Source organism: Marinobacter sp. MA, from assembly GCF_048298425.1.
GTDB lineage: Bacteria > Pseudomonadota > Gammaproteobacteria > Pseudomonadales > Oleiphilaceae > Marinobacter > Marinobacter salsuginis.
In genome coordinates this window covers 2,896,217-2,915,414 of the sequence record NZ_CP103058.1, presented here as the reverse complement: position 1 = coordinate 2,915,414, position 19,198 = coordinate 2,896,217, and the positions used below count along the sequence as shown (strand labels likewise).

Sequence of the window (19,198 nt, the reverse complement as noted above, 5' to 3'; positions counted from 1 at the left end):
CACAGCGAATGCTTGGTCGTGAACAGGCTCAACACGCCGGTCGCGGGGCACGGCTCCACCGGGCCCGGGCCAGACAAAGTTTATCAACGACAAATACAGAGGTCGGTAATGAAAAACATCAGAATCAATCACACCCAGAAAGGCTTTACACTAATTGAACTTATGATCGTTGTGGCGATCATTGGTATTTTGGCTGCTATCGCTATTCCGCAGTATCAAGACTACATCGCCCGCTCTCAAATGAACCGTGCCTATGGCGAACTTTCTGCACTTAAGACGGCTGCAGAGGAGAACCTGATGCGTGGTAATGCCGTGTCACTTGACGCAGACGGTCTGGGATGGACGGGCTCCAGCCTTTTGGCGGGCGCGGGTAACGCCGATATCAATGTGGCCTTTTTGGCAGACGGGTCCGGGTCAATTACTGGTGAACTTGGCCAGGACGCGGGTACTGCTGTTTCCGGTGCCGTAGTGAACATAATCCGTCAAACAAATGGTAGCTGGAGCTGTTCAATTTCAGACAACGGTATTGGCGATACTGCAAACTTCGATTTCACGCCCACTGGTTGCACACGCTCCTTCTAAACAATCGAGCGCTTGTTGAAGAGGGGAGGTTCGAACCTCCCCTTTTTCGTCTATCGGAGTGCAGATTTTGAAATTGTTAAGTGGCACTTCTTTTTTCTTCGTCTCGACTCTTGTCTTTTTTGCTACATCATTGCTTCACTCGTTCCTGCCCCTTATTTCGGACTTCAATGCTTATCGCTGGTTTCAGGTCGTTATTGTTACTTGCGGCTTTTTGTTTTTAGCAACAATTCGAAAAAAACAGTTCACTCTTATATTTTTTGTGGTCGCGCTCATCGTAACTTCTCTTGGGCCAGCTCCTTACTCATTTGTTTTTCTTGTTTTTGACTTAGGCTACTGGGTTTCGGTTATTTTGGTAGCCCTTTACATTAGCATGGAGAAGGTCGAACCCGTTGAGCTCGCTAAGTGGGTATCGGTCGGCGCAAGCATTGGTTGCCTTCTTTACCTGCCAACGATAGTTATGGGGGTTGGGTTCTGGTACGCGCAAGAGGCTGGAAGAATTACCGATTTTCTCCCTTTCGGTTTTTATGGAATTCGGCCTTGGTCACAAATAGCAACCTGGTTGCTGCCACTCACGGTAGTCACGATTTTTCTGGCTTCAATAATGCCATTATTCCGGCATCGATTTTGGAAGTGGGTACTGATTACATCCGCCGGATTCTGGTTTTTCGTGCTTATTAGCTCTGGTGCCAGGGGGAGTTTGATCTCTCAATTTTTGAGCCTTGCTTTTTTGCTTGTCTTTTTCGGGAAAAGTGTTTGGCCAATATTTAAACTATGGGTGACTTTATTCTCGATAGGCTTTGTTTTTTATTTGGTGTTAGTTTTTGTTATCCCATCCTTTTTCTTCGATGAGGTAAAAGCCAGTTTATCTTTGCGTACTCACTCTTCGGGCCGTGTGGAGCTTTGGGCTTTTGCTCTTGAATTGAGTGTCCGAAATTTCCCTCTCGGGGCGGGCCCATTGTCCTACATTGCGGAAACGCCAGTTTCGGCAAACGCCACTCCCCATAGCCTTTATTTTCGATGGGCTGCAGAATATGGATGGCTGGTTGTGCTCGTTTTCATCGCTGGACTGGTTTGGTTAGCTTCGCCGCTTTTTCGGCAAATGCGGAGCGTTAACATCGAGAAGGTTGAGTCTTTTCAATTGGCAATTATTTGGTCTGCATTGGCTGCATTTGTCCACGCCAGTGTCTCCGGAGTGTTTACCAGTCCATACTCTCTTACTGTCGGATTTCCAGTCTTAATTGTTTTTTTTGTTTTTATGATAAAGGTAAAAGCTTCACTTAAACTGACGGAATTGCATATAAGGGGGGGCAGTGCTGCTGCAGCTGTTCTGTTCAGTATTTCAATAGCAATGATGCCATCAATGCACTCTTGGTATGTAGAAGCTAAAAGAGATCAAGAGCTATTTTTTGAAACCTACAAAAGTTCTCTAAGTCCACGTTTTTGGTTGCATGGCCGTTACATAGAGAATCGAATGGAAGAACTGGAGTTTAAACATTGATTCGTTCTGCTCAAATCGTTTTGTTAACGCTAATGCTGGTGCTTCCCAGCATTGCTTTTATTCATGTTTGGCCACTCAACAGTGTCATACCCGACGGACTTGTTTTGTCCTTGTCAGGTATCCTTTTTTCACTCGCGCTGCTTCGAGGGGCGGCTGCGGGAGAACTTCGATTTTCGGCTTTGGTGTTTTTCCCGTTAGGGTTAATAATTCCATTTGTAATATCCCACCTGATCGCGGACGTTGTATTACAGGCTTCTTTGAATTGGCTGATTATCAGCTTGGTTTTGGCCTCCTCAATGGTAATTGTGGCGGAGCAATTTGGTGGCTGCAGGAACGAGTATCAACGTTTCGTCGCTAAAGTTTTAATGATTGCAGGCCTTGTCTACGCGGGGTTTGCATTAATACAGCATTTTGGGGTTGTGGCTTACTTGACGGGACTGCCGGCGCCGAATATAGGCCGGCTCAAAGGTGCGTGGCAGCAGCCGAATCTAACAACCTCCACTTTGTGGGTGACGTTTTTTGCGGCAGTTTATGTGACACGTCGGAATAAAAACGTAATCGGCATATCTGCATTTTCCATTTTCATTGGTGCTGCGTTGGCGTTGGCTGCATCCAGATTGAATTTTTTGCTTCTGCCATTTGCTCTTGCGCTCAGTGGTTATTTGCTTCACTCAAAGAAAACCGAGTTGTTTGTTCAGGGGCGTCAACTGATTGTGGGAGCAGTGGTTATCCTTATCTGCTTGATGCTTTTGCCCGAGCTCGTTAAGCCTCTTGAGAGCCAGTTGGTCTCAAGCGGTTGGGTGAAAGAGGCGAACAATGTTTCGCTCTTTGATAGGGGCGCTTCAGATCGCCCTAGAGTGATGGAGCATTTGAAAATTGCAGAGTCACTGAGCCAGTGGACTTTTACAGATTGGGTTTTTGGGCAAGGAGCCGGACAGTACGGTGTGTTTTCTTATCAGCAACCGGTGATTGCTTTGGGGGAGGCCGGAAGGGGGCAGGGCTCTTGGCTGCACTCGCATAATCTATTTTCGATGATTTTTGTTGAAGCCGGTTTGTTTGGGCTTATCGTGCTAATTCTCTTGGTTGGTGTCGTCTTTTACGCTGGGTGGCGAAACCGCGCGAGCGGGTGGTTCGTTCCTGCATTTGGTGGACTTGGAGTGATATTTGCTCACAGTTTGGTGGAATACCCACTTTGGTACCCCTGGTATCTCATTGTTGCTGTGTTGTTGGCAGTGCCTTGGTTTATTACCCGCAAAGTTACAGTCACATCTCCCTGGTTGTTTTTAACGGCTGGCATGGCCGCATTGATAGTTGTCGTAGGCTTGACTTTGAATTTGAGTGGGCAAGTAAAGGTGATTCTGGAAACGGCTGTAAGCAGTGACAGCAGCGAGTCGACCTATCGTCGTCTCGCCCTTCTTTCTAACGATGGGCTTCTTGGGCCTTTTGCTGTATTGACGCGGTACCGGCGCTTTTCTCCAGAAACAGTCAATCTTGAATGGCAGTTGAAAGAGGTTCGCCGCATCAGTGAATGGAGACCACTGGATGTAGTCCAATTGAGGGAAGTTACTCTTCTCTTGATGATGGGTGAATTTGAGGAAGCATGCGAGCGCGCGAACGAGACCGTTCTGCGGTTTCCGACTGCTGGCCCTATCATTCTTGAGAAGGCGTCACTCATTCAAGGGATCGGTGAGCAGGAAATGGTTGGGCTTTCTCGGTGTGTCCAAAATGCCCTAGGGGTTTGGGCTGAAACGATAGAGTCCATGACTGAAAAGAATAATCACTTGCGAGGTGTTGGCGACGTTGAGCTTCCCGACTAACAGCTTTTCGCGATTTCGCTATGGTGCGAATTTTGCTTCGTTCTTCAGAAGCTGAATAATAAACACTTCCAAGGTAGTGAACATGCAAAAACTGCAGGCTGGTTTCACGCTGATAGAGTTAATGATTGTAGTGGCTATACTGGGAATACTGTCTGCCGTTGCCATTCCCGTCTATCAGGGTAACGTGGGAAAAACGCAAATGTACCGTGTAGTTGGAGAGCTCGGAAACTACCGGACAGCCTATGAGGCCAGCCTGCACAGCAGTGCGCCGATTACTAACGATACACTAGGTTATATTCCTTCTGAACTTACGACGGGTGACTTCAGTACCCAAATCGCTGTTGTCAATGCTGACGGTACTGGTCACATAGAGGTGACCATGGGGGGCAAAGTGAGGGCTGGTTTGTCAGGAGTGATTGTGCGTTTTGAGCGCTCATCTATAGGATTATGGAACTGTATTATAGACCCCTCGCAGGCCTCAAGCTGGAGCGACAGCTACGCGCCTGACAACTGCACCGTCATCTAACTGAGGTTTGTTTGGAAATCACACATCCACTTCCTCAAACAGCTCCGGCACTTCAACATCCCAGCCAAATTTGTCACGTATCCTCTTACGCATAACGTCACTCGCAACCATCTCCCCGTGAGTGACGTACACTTTCTCCGGCTTGAGCGACCCCTGCTCCAGCCAAGCAAGAATCTCGTTATAATCCCCATGCGCAGAAAGCGAATCCAGATTATGAATCTCGGCTTTAACCGGCCAATACTCTCCGTGGATCTTCACCGATTCCGCACCATTCACCAACGCATCTCCTCGAGTACCGGGCGCCTGGAATCCAGCAAAAACAATGCTGTTTCGAGGATTCGGTAGCAGTGTTTTTAAGTGGTGCAGCACCCGCCCACCACTGGCCATCCCGCTGGCAGAAATAATCACGCAGGGGTAGCGCACTGCGTCTAGTTCGATCGATTCTTCCACCTTGCGAACAAACTGGGTTTTCTCATCAATCAATTCACACTGGGCGGCATTAAGTTTGTGTTCCTTATGGTGCTTGCAGAAGATCTCGGTGGCCTTAATGGCCATGGGGCTGTTCAGGAAGATTGGCAACTTGGGGATTTTCCCGTCTCCCATAATTTTGTGAATCACGTAAAGCAGCAACTGCGCTCGGCCAACCGCAAAAGCTGGCAAAAGCACAATGCCACCTCGCCCGGCCGTCTTAGTGATGATGTCGGCCAGTTCCGCTTCCGGGTCCGTCTCGCCGTGCGGGCGATCCCCATAGGTCGACTCACACACCAGTACATCAGCTTTCTTCAGTGGCTCCGGTGGTCGCATGATGATGTCGTTCTGTCGCCCTACGTCTCCGCTGAACACAACCGTTCTGTCGGCACCTTTGTGATGAACGTGCACGCAGGAGGAGCCCAGAATATGCCCCGCCGGGGTAAAAGTTACCTGGAACCCTTTTACCGGCTCGAATGTCTCGTGGTAGTGCAGGGATTCAAAATGCTTGAGGGCCTCCCAGGCATCTTTTTCGGTAAACAGCGGCTCCGGCTTTTCGTGTTTGGAGAATTTCATGCGAAAAGCGTATTTCGCATCCTCTTCTTGAAGAAAGCCGGCATCTGGCAGCAGAACCTTGCATAGTTCATGGGTGGCCTTTGTGCAGTAGACCTTGCCTTTAAAGCCGTTTTTCACCAGGGCGGGTAAGTAGCCGGAATGGTCAATATGGGCATGGGTAAGCACCACCGCATCAATGGTGGAGGGATCCACCGGAAACTTCGCCCAGTTACGCCGGCGCAGGGTTTTCACGCCCTGGTACATGCCACAGTCCACCAGCAACCGGTGCTTGTCGTCCGAGAGCAGGTAGCGGGAGCCGGTGACTGTACCTGTGCCGCCAAGGAAGCGAAGTTTCATAGAGGCGTCCTTCTGGTTCTTTGTTAAGGGAGTGTTACTATTACCTATGTTAGTTCATAACGTTTTGATCTGAAGCAGGAAGCGAATCGCATGCATTACAGCTCCATCCTCCCGGATGTCATCAAGGTAGCAGACGAAGCCAGCGAAAAGGTGCTGCATATCTACCAGTCTGATTTCAAGGTGAGCTACAAAACAGACGATTCTCCGATCACGGCCGCAGACACCGCCGCCCACGACATCATCACCCACGGGCTGCGCAGAATTAGCCGGGATATACCCATCCTTTCTGAAGAGGGGAAAGATATCCCCTGGGAAGAACGCAAGCACTGGCGCCGGTTCTGGTTGGTGGACCCTGTCGACGGCACCAAGGATTTCACCCAGCGCACCGGCGAGTTCACCGTCAACATCGCCATGATTGAGGACGGTGAGCCGGTTATGGGTGTGGTCATCGCTCCGGCCCTGAAAGAAGCCTACTGGGGAGTGGTCGGTGAGGGCGCTCACATGCGTGATCGCGCGGGAAAAATTCACCGAATTCGGGTGGCGGAGGCCAAAGATGTAAAACGCGTGGTGGCTAGCAAAAACCACCTCAACCCGGAAACTAGAACGTTTATCGACAAGCTTGGCGAGCACGAGTTGGTGCAGGCAGGCAGCTCGCTCAAGTTTTGCCGTATTGCCGAGGGCCACGCCGATATATACCCGCGTATGGGGCCAACCTGCGAGTGGGACACGGGCGCAGCGCAGGCGGTGCTGGTGGCAGCGGGCGGAAAAGTTCAAACGGTAGATGGCAAACCGTTGAAATACGGTAAACAAGATGTGTTAAATCCGTATTTCATTGCGGCGGGAAGCTGGTACCTTCCGCAGCCATGACATGGTACGCACTTCAGTACAAGCCCGCGCAGGGTGACCGCGCCTTGCAGCATCTTCAAAATCAGGACATTACCTGTTTCTACCCGAAAATTACGGTGGAGAAAATCAAGGCTGGCAAGCGCACAAAGAAGCTTGAGCCGCTCTTTCCCGGGTACCTGTTTGTCAACCTGGAGCAAACCGATCCCGTGTGGGTAAAGCTGCGCTCTACTCGCGGTGTGTTGAGGATTGTGGGTTTTGCTAACAAGCCCGCGGCCATTGGTGACGATGTGATCCATCATATAAGGGGCAGTCTCGATTCTGTAGCAGAGCAGGGCGGCATCAAACCTGGCCAAGCCGTGCAGTTGAACGAAGGGCCATTTGAAGGCATCAATGCCATTTTCCAGTCCTATGATGGCGAAGCCCGAGCGATAGTGCTTATCAACTTCATGCAGAAGCAGCAGAGGGTAAAAGTGCCGGTCTCTGCTATAAAAAATTAAAGGTAATGCCATGCAAGTGCCACTCTGAGTGTGGGAGCCCCGGCCAATATCCATCTATGGGTTGCCCGGATAATAATAAAAAGGATGAATCTATATGGAAGAAAGGCAGCGTTCAGCTCAACAAATCCCGGACGACGAGATCAGTCTTGTGGACTTGGCCTCCACTTTTCTGAAGCATCGACGAATCTTCTATATTGTTTTTCTGATTACGCTCGCTGCGGGCGTTCTGTATGCCATTCTGATTCCAGAGAAATATGATTACGTCAGCCTGTTTAAATTGGCGGAAAAGGAAGCAGGGAGCTTTGTTGAAAAGCCTGCCACCGTTGTAGCCACGCTTGAAAATCGTTGGCTCCCTGAAATCGAGGCCACTTACCTTGCAAAGCACGATCAGCCACTTCCTTTCGATGTAATCTTTTCGAATCCCGAGAACACAGGCCTTGTCCGAATTGTATCTGAAGCGGTGCCGGTGAACTCTGAGGACGTTAAGCAGATTCATGGCAAGCTCATCGAAAAGCTGGAGCAGACCCAAGCTGTTGCGGTGTCTACCCTCAAAAGTAACCTGGAAAGACAAATCGAATCTTTGACCTCAACTATCGAAAGGTTGGAAGGTTCTCAGGATGTGGGGGCAGCCATAGCCGACGCAGTGAATAAACGTCTCTCTCTTGACGTGCTTCTTCACTCAATCCAGCCTGCAGAACTTTTGGTGCTCAACCGCCAAATGGCAGAACGTAAAGGGCCCGCACGGAGCCTGATTGTGGTTTTGGCTGCCATGCTGGGTCTGATGGGCGGCATTTTTCTCTCGTTTTTTGCCGAATTTGTAAGCTTGGTTAGAACAAACCTGAACGAAATGTAGACGATAAGGTTGAGGTTCCAAACCTTTAACAAATCTTTACCCCCATAACCCCCTGATAACCAATGTGTCAGAATTTTTGTCACTTGCTTGTCATGGGCATTGCCGTAAAATCGTCACGCTTCTGAAACAGTTCATTCATCTACCGACAAGGATACAGTTGGGAGTCAGTTGTCCCCTTCCTTTTGCGTGTGTCCTGTCGCTTTTCAGATAATCCAATCTTATGACCTTAAAACACTGGGCCCTGGTCGGTGGGGCGGTAGCGTGTCTGACAAGTGTTACTCTATCGGCTGCGCCCTGGCTCGAGCCGGGAGACTCGCGGGCGAGATTTGCGGCCCAGAAACTGGCAGACCGCGGTCATATGGATCGCACCATCAGCACCTGGCCAATGATGTGGAGTACGGTCCACAGTGGCCTTGAGGACAGCGTTAGTTCTGATCGGGCTTCGGTGGGCTCCGCTGCTGCCTACCTGCGCTTCGAAAAGGAACAGCAGGGTCAGCAGGGCTTCCGAGGCGAGTACAGCCTCTATGCCAGCAGCGAGATACCCGGGGTTCGCGGTTTTGATCAGAATTCACTTGCCAAAGTTGGCACGGGGATCAACCTTCAGTGGCAGGGCGAAGTATGGGCCCTGGGGCTTAAGCCATCGTACGCCCATGAAAGCGATGATAACGAAGAGCTTCGGCTGGATGGCAGTTACCTCGCAGCGGCCGCCGGTAACTGGGTTTTGGGCGCTGGGGCCATTGACCGATGGTGGGGGCCAGGCTGGCAATCCAGCCTCATTCTCTCCAACAACGCCCGCCCCATGCCAGCGCTCTGGATTAATCGGAACAACACTGATGCCTTCGAAACCCCATGGTTACGCTGGATTGGCCCATGGCAGTTTACAGCCATTGCCGGACAGTACGAAGGTGATCGCGCAGTACCCGATGCCAAACTGATTGGCATGCGCCTTACGTTCCGCCCGATCGATGGTCTGGATATTGGCCTCTCACGGGCCATCATGTTCAGTGGAGAAGGGCGGCCTGAAGGGGCGTCGACCATATGGAACGCCCTGATCGGCCGGGATAACGGCCAGCTCGAGGAAAACGACCCTGGTAACCAGCTCGCCAGCATCGATGCCCGCTACGGATTCGCAATTGGCCAGCAATCCATGGGGCTATACGCCCAGATGATGGGCGAAGACGAAGCCGGAGCCTTTCCCGCTCGTAAGTCCTGGCTTTTGGGCGCGGACTGGACGACGCAGCTATTCAAAGCTGACCAGCAGTGGTTTGTTGAGTACATCAGCACCCTGGCGGACGACTTGCTTGGCGACGCCATACCCAACATCACCTACGATCACTCCCGCTACCGCTCCGGCTATCGCTATTACGGCCGCAGTATGGCGGCTAGCTTCGATGGCGATGCAGAAGCCGTTACTATTGGCGCCCTGAACTTTTTCGACAATGGTGTCAATCTGACTGCCAAGGTAACTTACGCCAGGCTGAACAAAGACGGTGCAAACCGCACGGTTGTGAACAATGAAGGCATCTTTTACACCGTACCCGAGGGTGATCAGAACGTCGCTATTTTTGATCTCGGATACGGTAGCCGGTTGTTAGATGGCTGGCTGGATCTAAACCTTCAGGCAACCGACAAAAAAAACCAGTACCTGACTGGCGAAAAAGACCAATGGTCTGTCGGCGCCACCTGGACTTATCGTTTCTAAATTTGACTGAACCAAAACGCCGGACTCATACCCGTGAAGCTTAAGAATTTATTGCTCCCCCTCGCACTACTGCTACCGTTAGCCGCTACCGCCCAGTCCATTAGTCAGTCCCAAATTGAACAGTTCAAAAACCTGCCAAGGGCGCAGCAAGAAGCCCTGGCCCGGCAGTACGGCATAGATCTGGATAATATACAGGGCCGCCGCCAGAGCGAGCAGAGCCCTGAAAATGTTGATGTTGTCGAGCCTGAACAAAGTAATGCGAGTGACAACCAACGGCGGATGCGACAAGAGCAGGAACAGCAGCAAAATGAGGAAGAGCTGGCCCGAAAAAATGGGGGGCTTAAACCCTTCGGGTACGACCTCTTCGCGGCTAGCCCCACTACCTTTGCTCCGGTAACGGAAATTCCCGTTCCCAACGATTACACACTCGGCCCCGGAGACGTGCTTCGCATCCAGCTGTGGGGCAAAGAAAACCAACAGCTTGAGCTCCCAGTAAGTCGAGATGGCTCCATTAGCTTCCCCAATTCCGGACCTCTCAGCGTTGCAGGCCTGAGCTTTGATGAAGCTCGCCAGCAGATCCGTAAGCGGGTCTCCGAACAATACATCGGCGTGGAAGCCAGTGTTTCGCTTGGCGAACTGCGCAGTATGCGCGTGTTTGTGCTGGGCGAGGCCCGTAACCCCGGTTCCTACACGGTAAGCTCGCTTTCCACCATCACCAATGCATTGTATGTATCAGGCGGTGTAAAGCAGTCTGGGTCCCTGCGCACTGTGCAGCATAAGCGCAACGGCAAGCTCATCGGCACCCTGGATCTTTATGACCTGCTTCTCAATGGCGATAGCTCCGGCGACCATCGCCTTCAGCCAGGGGATGTTGTTTTCATTCCGCCAGTTGGCGAGCGCGCGGGTATTGATGGCGAAGTCTACCGGCCCGCCCTCTACGAGTTGGAAGATGACACCAGCCTGAGAGAACTGGTGCGCCTGGCCGGCGGGCTTACACCTCAGGCTTACCCGGAACGAGTAAAAATTGAGCGCACCAACGAAGACTTCCTGAGAATCATCGCAGAAGCGGACTACACCGAGCCGAAGGGCCGAAGTGCTCGGGTATTGCCGGGTGATCGCATCACCATTGCCTCTATTGCCGACATCACTGGGCAGTATGTCGAAGTCCGTGGGGCCGCCACGCGGGCGGGGCGCTATGCATTCGTCCCCGGAATGAGGGTGTCATCCGTCCTGAAAAATCTCCGAAACGACCTTTTGCCTGCGGCAGATCGCGATGTAGCACTTCTCGTAAGAAAGTCCGCGGATGATCACCTGAGCACCCTGGTGATTGATCTGCGAGATGCCCTTCTCAGCCCCGGCAGTGAAGCCGATCTGATCCTTGAGGAACGGGACCAATTGCTCGTGTTCTCTGATCTGGAGAAAACAGAGCTCGATGAAAGGGCCCTGAGATACGCCGAATACCAGGATCTTCAGGAGCGACTGGAGAAAGGTGAGCGAATCTCGAAGCCGTCCGAGCAACAGCTGGCTAATCTTCGTCCCCAGCAGCAAGAAGAGCTCCAAGAAAACTATGAAGAGCGACGTTGGCTTTCCATGCTGGAGCGAGAGCAACTCACCGAAAGTGAGCAGGACGAACTCCGACAGCTGCAGGATGCAAAGCGGGAGAAATTACTGCCCGGGTTGGTGAAGCAGCTCCGCATCCAGGCAACTCCCCGTGATCCCGCCTCGTTTGTCACCATATCCGGAGAAGTTCGCTACCCGGGTCAATACCCTATCCCTGAAAACGGCGGGCTTGCCGATGTAATTGCTCTCGCTGGAGGCCTGAAAGACTCAGCATCCCTGCTTTCGGCGGAACTGGCCAGATCGGAGCTTGCTGAAGAGGGCGACCGCAGGGTGATCACCCGCCAGATTGCATTGGCGGATGTAATGGCTGGCGAAACGCGGCAAAGACTTCAAAGCCGTGATTCTATACTGATTCAGCCTACTCCAGATTTTGACAAACAATACCGAATCACGCTTTCCGGTGAAGTGCGCTACCCCGGAGAGTACACCTTCGGGGAAGGCGAAACCCTGAGAGACGTCATTGTTCGTGCTGGCGGGCTCACCGAGAACGCCTTCCCAAGAGGAGCGGTATTCACACGCCAGAAACTTCGCCAGTTGGAGGCTCAGCGCCTGCAGGAAGCCGAGGAGCGCCTGCAGGGAGATCTCTTGGGGGTGCAGCTTCAAGGTGACAGCTTCGGTGGTCAGAACGCCCAGCGGGTACAACAGGTTCAGGGGTTGCTGGAGGACGTCCAGAACAGTCGACCTGTAGGCCGCATGGTAATCGACCTTGCTGCGGTTATGCAGGATGAAGACTATCAAAGCATCCGCTTGCAGGATGGTGATACGTTGAGCGTTCCAAATATACCGCAGTCGGTCTCCGTGTTTGGGGAGGTACAGTTCCCGACCAGTCACCTACATCAGCCCGGCCTCACCGTAGATGATTACCTGGAACGCTCCGGCGGCCCAACCCGCCAGGCGGATGACAGCAGAGTGTATGTTGTGAAGGCAGACGGCTCTGTGATGCTGCCTCAGAAAAGCCGTTGGTTTGGTGGCCGTAGCCAGCAACTGGAGCCCGGAGACACCATTATTATGCCCATTGATGTGGACCGCCTGAACCAGTTGGAGCTGTGGAGCAACGTAAGCCAGATCGTTTACCAGATGGCGCTGGGCGCTGCGGCTGTGGGGAATCTGTGATGACTAAGCGTGAGTTGCCCGTTCAGCCTGCGATGGGCCAGTCCTATTATCCAGACGATGAAATTGACTTGCGGGAGCTATTCGCGATCTTATGGCGCGGGAAATGGATCATCACTGTTTTCACAGTAGTTTTTGCCGCTGTCGGTGTGCTTTACGCACTGAGCAAACCGAATATATACCAAGCCAGCGTTCTGCTGGCTCCCGCGCAAGATGAAGGCGGAACAGGTGGCATCAGCGGGCAGCTTGGCGGCCTTGCCAGTCTGGCAGGTATAAGCCTTGGTAGTGGTGGGTCTAATCAGACGATGATCGCCCGTGAAGTGCTGCAATCCCGTGCTTTCATCGCCGATTTCATTCGCAGCCACAGTCTTTCAGTTCCGCTTTTGGCCACTGAAGCCTGGAACGATAATGACCAGGTTTGGATATACAACGCCGACGTTTACAACATTGAAAGCGGCCAATGGCTGACTGATGAGAAAGGTGAAAGCCTCAAGCCAACGGACTGGGACCTTGTAAAGACGTTTAAGGAGGACCACCTGAACGTCAGCGAAAACAAGGACACTGGTATGATAACTTTGAGCGTTAAAAGCCTCTCCCCGCTGGCAGCGCAGCAGTGGGCAGAATGGCTGGTGACTGATATAAACGAACACATGCGACAGCAGGATGTAACTAAAGCCAACGCTCGTATTGAGTATCTCGAGGGCAAGCTTAATGAGACTAATGTAGCCGGTATGCAGCAGGTGTTCTACCAGCTCATTGAAAGTGAAACCCGTACCGTGATGCTTGCCAATGCACAAAAGGAGTACGTGTTTGAGACGGTTGACCCCGCGGTTGTCCCGCAGGAGAAGACTGAGCCCAAGAGAGCTTTAATTTGCATAGTTGCGACTGCGCTGGGCGGTATACTTGGGGCATTAATTGTATTCGTCCGCGCTTTCATTCTCAGCGGAAAACAAGAGAACGAAAACACATGAGATTGCTTATAACAGGCGGCGCCGGTTTCATCGGTTCTGCAGTCATACGCCACATCATTCAGAATACCAACGATATCATTGTAAACGTCGACAAACTTACTTATGCCGGCAACCTGGAAAGTCTTTCCGAGGTGAGTGCCAGCGAACGGTATTTTTTCGAGCAGATAGACGTCTGCGACCGCTCAGAAGTAGAGCGTGTGTTGGCCCATTACCAACCCGATGCCGTCATGCATCTCGCCGCTGAGAGTCATGTAGACCGTTCCATCGATGGCCCCGCAGACTTTATAGAGACCAACATCGTAGGCACCTATATCTTGCTGGAAGCCACTCGCCACTATTGGCTGGCATTGGAAAGTGAAAAGAAAGCCAACTTCCGATTTCACCACATAAGCACAGATGAAGTTTATGGAGATCTTCCGCATCCCAGTGAAGACCCGAACGCCGAAGCTCATCTTTTTACCGAGGAGAACGCTTATGCGCCGAGCAGCCCCTACAGTGCCAGCAAGGCCAGCTCAGACCACCTGGTTAGGGCGTGGCACCGAACCTATGGCCTGCCAACACTCATAACCAATTGCAGTAACAATTACGGCCCCTATCACTTCCCGGAAAAACTCATCCCGTTGATGATCCTGAATGCTCTGGAAGGAAAACAGCTTCCTGTTTACGGTAAAGGGGACCAGATTCGTGACTGGCTGTACGTTGAAGACCACGCACGTGCCCTCTACAAAGTTCTCACGCAGGGCCAACCGGGTGAAACCTATAATATCGGCGGACATAATGAAAAAGAGAATATCGAGGTTGTGCACACTCTTTGCGACATTCTCCAGGAGCTCCGCCCTGCGGACGCCCACTACCGGGAGCTGATTACCTACGTTAAAGACCGACCCGGCCACGACATGCGCTATGCCATTGATGCCAGCAAAATTCAGAACGAGCTGGACTGGGTTCCAGAAGAAACCTTCGATTCCGGCATTCGTAAAACGGTGCAGTGGTACCTGGACAACCTTGATTGGTGTAGACGAGTGCAAGATGGAAGCTACCAAAGAGAACGTCTAGGAGTGACCCCATGAAAGGTATCATTCTTGCCGGAGGTTCTGGCACTCGTCTCTACCCTATAACTCTCGGCACCTCCAAACAGTTGCTCCCGGTATACGATAAGCCAATGATCTATTATCCGCTCTCTGTGCTTATGCTGGCGGGCATCCGGGACATTCTCATCATCACAACTCCAGAAGATCAGGCGGGGTTCAGACGTGCTCTTGGTAATGGCGAACAATTCGGAATTAAACTGAGCTTCGAAGTGCAGCCGAGTCCTGACGGCTTGGCCCAGGCGTTTATCATTGGCGAAGAATTCATTGGCGATAGCAACGTGTGCCTGGTGCTGGGCGACAATATTTTCTACGGTCAGGGTTTTACTCCCAAGCTGAAACAGGCCGCTCATCGCTCCGAGGGTGCCACTGTTTTCGGCTACCAGGTAAAAGATCCAGAGCGCTTCGGTGTGGTGGAGTTTGACGACGAAAAACGGGCCATCTCTATCGAAGAAAAGCCCGAAAAACCCAAGTCCCACTTCGCGGTCACAGGCCTATATTTTTACGACAACAGCGTCGTAGACATTGCAAAGCAGGTAACACCCAGCCATCGCGGCGAACTGGAGATCTCCGATATAAACAGTGCCTACCTGGAGCAGGGTAAGCTTAACGTGGAACTGCTAGGCCGCGGCTTTGCCTGGTTGGACACCGGCACTCACGAGAGCCTGTTAGAAGCTGCACAGTTTGTAGAAACCATTGAAAAGCGACAGGGCTATAAGATTGCGTGTTTGGAAGAGATTGCGTTTAATCAGGGTTGGCTTTGTAGAGATCAGCTTTTGGCTCAGGCTGACCAATTGAGGAAAAACGGCTACGGTGAATACCTACTAGACATCTTGAGAAACGCTGAATGATACCCGTAACAAAACCGTACTTTCCTAGCCGCGAAAAACTCAACAAATACCTCGATGGCATATACGACCGCCAATGGCTAACGAATAACGGTCAACTGGTGCAGGAACTCACCAGTCGGCTTGAAGAATACCTCGGTGTAGAAAATCTTCTATTGGTTGGTAACGGCACCCTTGCCTTGCAAATTGCTTACCGTGTGCTCGGTGTGAGCGGCGAGGAGGCAGGCCAGCATCCTGAAGCCATCACCACTCCGTTCAGCTTTATCGCTACAGCAAGCTCTCTTAAGTGGGATGGAGTGAATCCTGTATTCGTAGATATTGACCCTGGAACGTGGTGCCTGGACCCGAAAAATATTGAAACCGCTATAAATGCTAATACCCGTGCGATAGTCCCTGTCCATGTATTCGGCAATGCTTGTGAGGTAGAGGCGATCAGCGAACTAGCTAACAAGCACAACCTTAAGGTCATTTATGACGCGTGCCATACTTTCGGCGTTCAGTATAGAGGAGAGAGTCTGCTGAAGCATGGAGACGCTGCAACGCTGAGCTTTCACGCCACTAAGCTGTTCCATACAGGAGAGGGCGGCGCGATTATCTTTAAACGCAAGGAAGACTTGGAGCGCGCCAAAAAGTTAATAAACTTTGGTATTACGGGCCCGGAAAGCATTGAAGAGCTCGGGGTAAATGCAAAGCTCAACGAGCTCCAGGCTGCAATGGGCCTCTGTGTATTGGATGAGATTGATCAAAACCTGGCTGCCAGGGCCGACATTTGGCGCCGCTATAAGCAAGAACTGAATGACAAAGTGCAGTTCCAGAACATAAGTGAAGATCTCTCCTACAATCACGCTTATTTCCCAGCTGTATTTGAGACCGAAGAACAAGCCATGGCTGTTGCCGCCGCTCTAAAGGACAACTCCATACAGGTAAGAAGATATTTTTACCCATCACTAGAGAGCGTGGCGTGTCTTGGGGACCACCCAGTTATGCCAATTTCAAATAATATATCTAGGCGAATTCTCTGCTTGCCCATTTACGAGCAATTAACCGGGTATGAACAGCGCACAATTATCGATATTATCAAATCGGAGTTAGTTTAATGAATTTGGCGGTTATGCAGCCGTATTTGTTTCCGTACATTGGATATTTTCAACTTATTTATGCCAGCGATTTATTTTTGTTATTCGATGACGTCGCATATATAAAAAAAGGGTATATAAACAGAAATTCAATAATGATGGATGGTCAACCGTATCGCTTCACCATTCCGGTTCCTGGTGCTTCGCAAAACAAAAAAATCTACGAGCTAAGTTATTCCAATGATGTCGACAAGGTGATGAAATCTATATCTCAGGCCTATTCAAAAGCAAAACATTTCGACACAATTTACCCAATGATCGAAAGGGTACTTTCGCAACCTGTAAGAGATATTGCTGATTTATGCTTGGCTTCTTACAAAGAGATATTTTCTTATCTTGGCCTCGAAAAAAGCTTTAAAAAAACAAGTACCATTGATTATGACCGAGAACAGCCCGCTGAAAATCGGATCATCGACCTATGTAACAGGTTTAATGCCGATCACTACATTAATCCGATCGGTGGAATTGATCTGTACAGCCGAGAAAATTTTGAGCGAAAAAAGCTGAAGCTAAGCTTTTTGAAACCAGAATTGGTTGAGTATAAGCAGTTATCGAATGGGTTTATTTCTGGGCTTTCCATTATTGACGTCCTAATGAACTGTCGGCCCGATGAAATCAGATCACTTTTGTCGAAATATGAACTGGTGTGAAAATGGAAGATCGAAAGCGAGATAAACAGTTTTCTAAAAACTACGACCTTGAACATCTTCTAACTGAAGTCACCGAGCTCTTGTCGCCGGCGAATATTGAACTATCCAAGCGGGACAACTCAGAAAAATATACGAAGATATTCATTGTGGGTGCCTTGCGTTCCGGAACAACCCTGTTTACTCAATGGCTTGCAAATACTGGATTGGTCGCGTATCCGACAAACTTACTTTCTCGATTTTATGGCGCTCCTCTGGTTGGTGCAAAAATCCAGCAACTGCTCACTGATCCGCGTTATAACTTCAGAAACGAAATTCTGGATTTCAGGTCTGAAATCAACTTCAATTCCGAGAACGGCAAAACGAAAGGGGCTTTGGCGCCCAACGAATTTTGGTATTTCTGGCGACGTTTTCTTCCGTTTGACGCACTTGACTACATGGCCTCGGAAGAGCTTAGTAAGAAAGCAGATTTAGCAGGGCTTAGAAATGAGCTGAACGCTCTGGCGAACATAATGGAAAAGCCATTTGCGTTAAAAGCTATGATTTTGAATCAGAATATCCCAGATTTAGACGATCAGTTCGAGAATGCATTCTTTATTTGGATTCGTCGAGACCCAGTTTTCAATATCCAGTCTGTATTACAGGCCCGGCAGCGGCAATTCGGTGACCTTGATACTTGGTATTCCTTCAAGATCAAGGAATACCCTGAACTAAAAGATCTAAATCCTCTTGACTCCGCAGCTGGTCAGGTTTCGGCAATCAATCGTTCAATAGAGCAGGGAATTGCCGCGCTCCCGGAGCACAAAAAATTAATCGTTCAATACGAGGATTTTTGTCAACGCCCGGAGTTTTATTACGACGAGATTACGAGTCGGCTCAGGTCTCAAGCCGATATCTCGGCTCTGGCTGGCAAGGACTATTCTGGTGAAAAACATTTTTCAAATACCAATCAGTGGGTGCTTGAAGAATATAGTAAGGAACAAGTTGAAAGAGCGTTTCAAAAAGCTAACTATTGAGAATATTTAGGTACATAGTCTCAGGAAATCAAATGTCTTTTTTCTTTTTAATGTGCTCAGAGCGGTCAGGAAGTAATTTCATTTCCAAGCTTATAAATGGCCATAAAAATATATGCGGGCCATCTACGAAACACATCATTAATCCAGTTGCGCGAAACCTCTTTCGATATGGCGATTTAACTGATAAGAACTCTTGGAATGAGCTTTTAACCGACATACATCGACTTTTTTGCGTTGATTTTTCCGTTTGGAAGGTGAAGCTTTCGCTGGATGACCTCCAAGATATGGCCCAACCCGGTGATGTTAAGTCTTTACTGCAAAATATTTTCCTAGAGGAAGCTAGGGCTCACGGAAAACAACATGTTTTCATAAAAGAAAACCATATTTATGAATTTTTTCCATTTCTGCTAGTGAATTTTCCAGAGGCAAAGTTTGTGTATCAAACTCGTGATCCTCGAGACATGGCACTTTCATGGAAAAAGAGTTCCGACCATCCCGGTGGTGTGGTCAAGGCCGCTAGGCAATGGAAACATGATCAACAACAAAGCCTGAAAAACTTTGAGTTGTTAAATCAGCAGGGAAAGGCGCATCTTATAAAATACGAGGAGCTAACTGCTGATAACGAGTTAGAGATGCAAAAACTAGTTCAATTCCTCGGGGTTCCATTTGACGAGGGGATTTTCGAATTTCACAAAGATGAATTGACTCAAAAAAATGCCGGTATGCAGACCACTTGGAATAATCTTTCTAAGGGTGTTATTAGGAACAACAGTAAAAAGTATTTGAAGGAGCTTGCAGAGGTCGAGATCAAGGCGATCGAAAAGATTTGTTTTCATGAAATGAATCATTTGGGTTATGACACGGAATTTTCACGTGATGACCTTTTAAGCATTACAGAGGACACCTTGGAGAGACTTAATGAAAAGGAGCTTTCCGAAATAGAGCTACAGCGCTCTGAGGGTGTAATAAATAATATGCTCGCAAAGGCGAAATTTTATCAGCGCTAGTGGCGAAGAGTTTTTGAACAACATCGACGTTGTCCCTTCTGACTCTGATATTTT

General features: G+C 50.0%; 17 protein-coding genes. 16 read left to right on the top strand and 1 reads right to left on the bottom strand.

Annotation, left to right across the window (positions count from 1 at the left end; all coding sequences use genetic code 11):
* The first annotated feature begins 108 nt into the window (after positions 1 to 108).
* The 4 genes from NUW46_RS13475 to NUW46_RS13460 all read left to right on the top strand — a co-directional run bounded on the left by NUW46_RS13475 (position 109) and on the right by NUW46_RS13460 (position 4,423).
* A complete protein-coding gene (locus NUW46_RS13475) occupies positions 109 to 582 on the top strand; it encodes a pilin (protein ID WP_418140350.1) in 474 nt (157 codons plus the stop codon).
* A 67-nt stretch (positions 583 to 649) separates the two neighbouring features.
* Entirely contained in the window at positions 650 to 2,080 is a 1,431-nt protein-coding gene (locus tag NUW46_RS13470) for an O-antigen ligase family protein (RefSeq protein ID WP_418140349.1), read from the top strand.
* The gene (locus NUW46_RS13465) at positions 2,077 to 3,897 is read left to right on the top strand and encodes a Wzy polymerase domain-containing protein (protein ID WP_418140348.1); all 1,821 of its coding nucleotides are present in this window, start codon (positions 2,077 to 2,079) and stop codon (positions 3,895 to 3,897) included. The genes NUW46_RS13470 and NUW46_RS13465 overlap by 4 nt, the downstream gene beginning before the upstream one ends.
* Before the next feature lie 82 nt (positions 3,898 to 3,979).
* Positions 3,980 to 4,423: a pilin gene (locus tag NUW46_RS13460; protein ID WP_418140347.1), complete on the top strand. Its 444-nt coding sequence runs from the start codon at positions 3,980 to 3,982 to the stop codon at positions 4,421 to 4,423.
* Positions 4,424 to 4,441: 18 nt separating this feature from the next.
* On the opposite strand, the gene NUW46_RS13455 is transcribed toward NUW46_RS13460, so the two are convergent.
* Positions 4,442 to 5,803 (bottom strand): MBL fold metallo-hydrolase, encoded by a 1,362-nt coding sequence (locus NUW46_RS13455; RefSeq protein ID WP_418140346.1) that lies wholly within the window; start codon positions 5,801 to 5,803, stop codon positions 4,442 to 4,444.
* 90 nt (positions 5,804 to 5,893) lie between these two features.
* Here NUW46_RS13455 and cysQ point away from each other — a divergent pair, with 90 nt between their 5' ends.
* The 12 genes from cysQ to NUW46_RS13395 all read left to right on the top strand — a co-directional run bounded on the left by cysQ (position 5,894) and on the right by NUW46_RS13395 (position 19,144).
* Positions 5,894 to 6,670 (top strand): 3'(2'),5'-bisphosphate nucleotidase CysQ, encoded by a 777-nt coding sequence (cysQ, locus tag NUW46_RS13450; protein WP_418140345.1) that lies wholly within the window; start codon positions 5,894 to 5,896, stop codon positions 6,668 to 6,670.
* Positions 6,667 to 7,146: a transcription/translation regulatory transformer protein RfaH gene (gene rfaH, locus NUW46_RS13445; protein ID WP_418140344.1), complete on the top strand. Its 480-nt coding sequence runs from the start codon at positions 6,667 to 6,669 to the stop codon at positions 7,144 to 7,146. The genes cysQ and rfaH overlap by 4 nt, the downstream gene beginning before the upstream one ends.
* 94 nt (positions 7,147 to 7,240) lie before the next feature.
* A complete protein-coding gene (locus tag NUW46_RS13440; protein ID WP_418140343.1) occupies positions 7,241 to 7,999 on the top strand; it encodes a Wzz/FepE/Etk N-terminal domain-containing protein in 759 nt (252 codons plus the stop codon).
* 220 nt (positions 8,000 to 8,219) lie between these two features.
* Positions 8,220 to 9,701 (top strand): capsule assembly Wzi family protein, encoded by a 1,482-nt coding sequence (locus NUW46_RS13435; protein ID WP_418140342.1) that lies wholly within the window; start codon positions 8,220 to 8,222, stop codon positions 9,699 to 9,701.
* Positions 9,702 to 9,734: 33 nt separating this feature from the next.
* Positions 9,735 to 12,434, top strand: a complete 2,700-nt coding sequence (locus tag NUW46_RS13430) for an SLBB domain-containing protein (RefSeq protein ID WP_418140341.1) — start codon at positions 9,735 to 9,737, stop codon at positions 12,432 to 12,434.
* The gene (locus tag NUW46_RS13425; protein WP_418140340.1) at positions 12,434 to 13,402 is read left to right on the top strand and encodes a Wzz/FepE/Etk N-terminal domain-containing protein; all 969 of its coding nucleotides are present in this window, start codon (positions 12,434 to 12,436) and stop codon (positions 13,400 to 13,402) included. The genes NUW46_RS13430 and NUW46_RS13425 overlap by 1 nt, the downstream gene beginning before the upstream one ends.
* Positions 13,399 to 14,472, top strand: a complete 1,074-nt coding sequence (rfbB, locus tag NUW46_RS13420) for a dTDP-glucose 4,6-dehydratase (RefSeq protein WP_418140339.1) — start codon at positions 13,399 to 13,401, stop codon at positions 14,470 to 14,472. Before NUW46_RS13425 ends, rfbB begins: the two co-directional genes overlap by 4 nt.
* Positions 14,469 to 15,341 (top strand): glucose-1-phosphate thymidylyltransferase RfbA, encoded by an 873-nt coding sequence (gene rfbA / locus NUW46_RS13415; RefSeq protein WP_418140338.1) that lies wholly within the window; start codon positions 14,469 to 14,471, stop codon positions 15,339 to 15,341. The genes rfbB and rfbA overlap by 4 nt, the downstream gene beginning before the upstream one ends.
* Positions 15,338 to 16,435, top strand: a complete 1,098-nt coding sequence (locus NUW46_RS13410) for a DegT/DnrJ/EryC1/StrS family aminotransferase (protein WP_418140337.1) — start codon at positions 15,338 to 15,340, stop codon at positions 16,433 to 16,435. The genes rfbA and NUW46_RS13410 overlap by 4 nt, the downstream gene beginning before the upstream one ends.
* Positions 16,435 to 17,124, top strand: coding sequence for a WbqC family protein (locus NUW46_RS13405; protein WP_418140336.1), 690 nt, complete (start codon positions 16,435 to 16,437; stop codon positions 17,122 to 17,124). The genes NUW46_RS13410 and NUW46_RS13405 overlap by 1 nt, the downstream gene beginning before the upstream one ends.
* 2 nt (positions 17,125 to 17,126) lie before the next feature.
* A complete protein-coding gene (locus NUW46_RS13400; protein WP_418140335.1) occupies positions 17,127 to 18,137 on the top strand; it encodes a sulfotransferase in 1,011 nt (336 codons plus the stop codon).
* A 32-nt stretch (positions 18,138 to 18,169) separates the two neighbouring features.
* The gene (locus NUW46_RS13395; protein ID WP_418140334.1) at positions 18,170 to 19,144 is read left to right on the top strand and encodes a sulfotransferase; all 975 of its coding nucleotides are present in this window, start codon (positions 18,170 to 18,172) and stop codon (positions 19,142 to 19,144) included.
* Positions 19,145 to 19,198 lie beyond the last annotated feature (54 nt).

Excerpts from the sequence above, each read along its gene's own strand:
- NUW46_RS13475 (WP_418140350.1), top strand. The coding sequence starts at position 109 with ATGAAAAACATCAGAATCAATCACACCCAGAAAGGCTTTACACTAATT.
- NUW46_RS13425 (WP_418140340.1), top strand. The coding sequence starts at position 12,434 with ATGACTAAGCGTGAGTTGCCCGTTCAGCCTGCGATGGGCCAGTCCTAT.
- NUW46_RS13405 (WP_418140336.1), top strand. The coding sequence starts at position 16,435 with ATGAATTTGGCGGTTATGCAGCCGTATTTGTTTCCGTACATTGGATAT.
- NUW46_RS13440 (WP_418140343.1), top strand. The coding sequence starts at position 7,241 with ATGGAAGAAAGGCAGCGTTCAGCTCAACAAATCCCGGACGACGAGATC.
- cysQ (WP_418140345.1), top strand. The coding sequence starts at position 5,894 with ATGCATTACAGCTCCATCCTCCCGGATGTCATCAAGGTAGCAGACGAA.
- NUW46_RS13395 (WP_418140334.1), top strand. The coding sequence starts at position 18,170 with ATGTCTTTTTTCTTTTTAATGTGCTCAGAGCGGTCAGGAAGTAATTTC.
- NUW46_RS13410 (WP_418140337.1), top strand. The coding sequence starts at position 15,338 with ATGATACCCGTAACAAAACCGTACTTTCCTAGCCGCGAAAAACTCAAC.
- rfbA (WP_418140338.1), top strand. The coding sequence starts at position 14,469 with ATGAAAGGTATCATTCTTGCCGGAGGTTCTGGCACTCGTCTCTACCCT.
- NUW46_RS13400 (WP_418140335.1), top strand. The coding sequence starts at position 17,127 with ATGGAAGATCGAAAGCGAGATAAACAGTTTTCTAAAAACTACGACCTT.
- rfaH (WP_418140344.1), top strand. The coding sequence starts at position 6,667 with ATGACATGGTACGCACTTCAGTACAAGCCCGCGCAGGGTGACCGCGCC.
- NUW46_RS13435 (WP_418140342.1), top strand. The coding sequence starts at position 8,220 with ATGACCTTAAAACACTGGGCCCTGGTCGGTGGGGCGGTAGCGTGTCTG.
- NUW46_RS13455 (WP_418140346.1), bottom strand. The coding sequence starts at position 5,803 with ATGAAACTTCGCTTCCTTGGCGGCACAGGTACAGTCACCGGCTCCCGC.
- NUW46_RS13460 (WP_418140347.1), top strand. The coding sequence starts at position 3,980 with ATGCAAAAACTGCAGGCTGGTTTCACGCTGATAGAGTTAATGATTGTA.
- rfbB (WP_418140339.1), top strand. The coding sequence starts at position 13,399 with ATGAGATTGCTTATAACAGGCGGCGCCGGTTTCATCGGTTCTGCAGTC.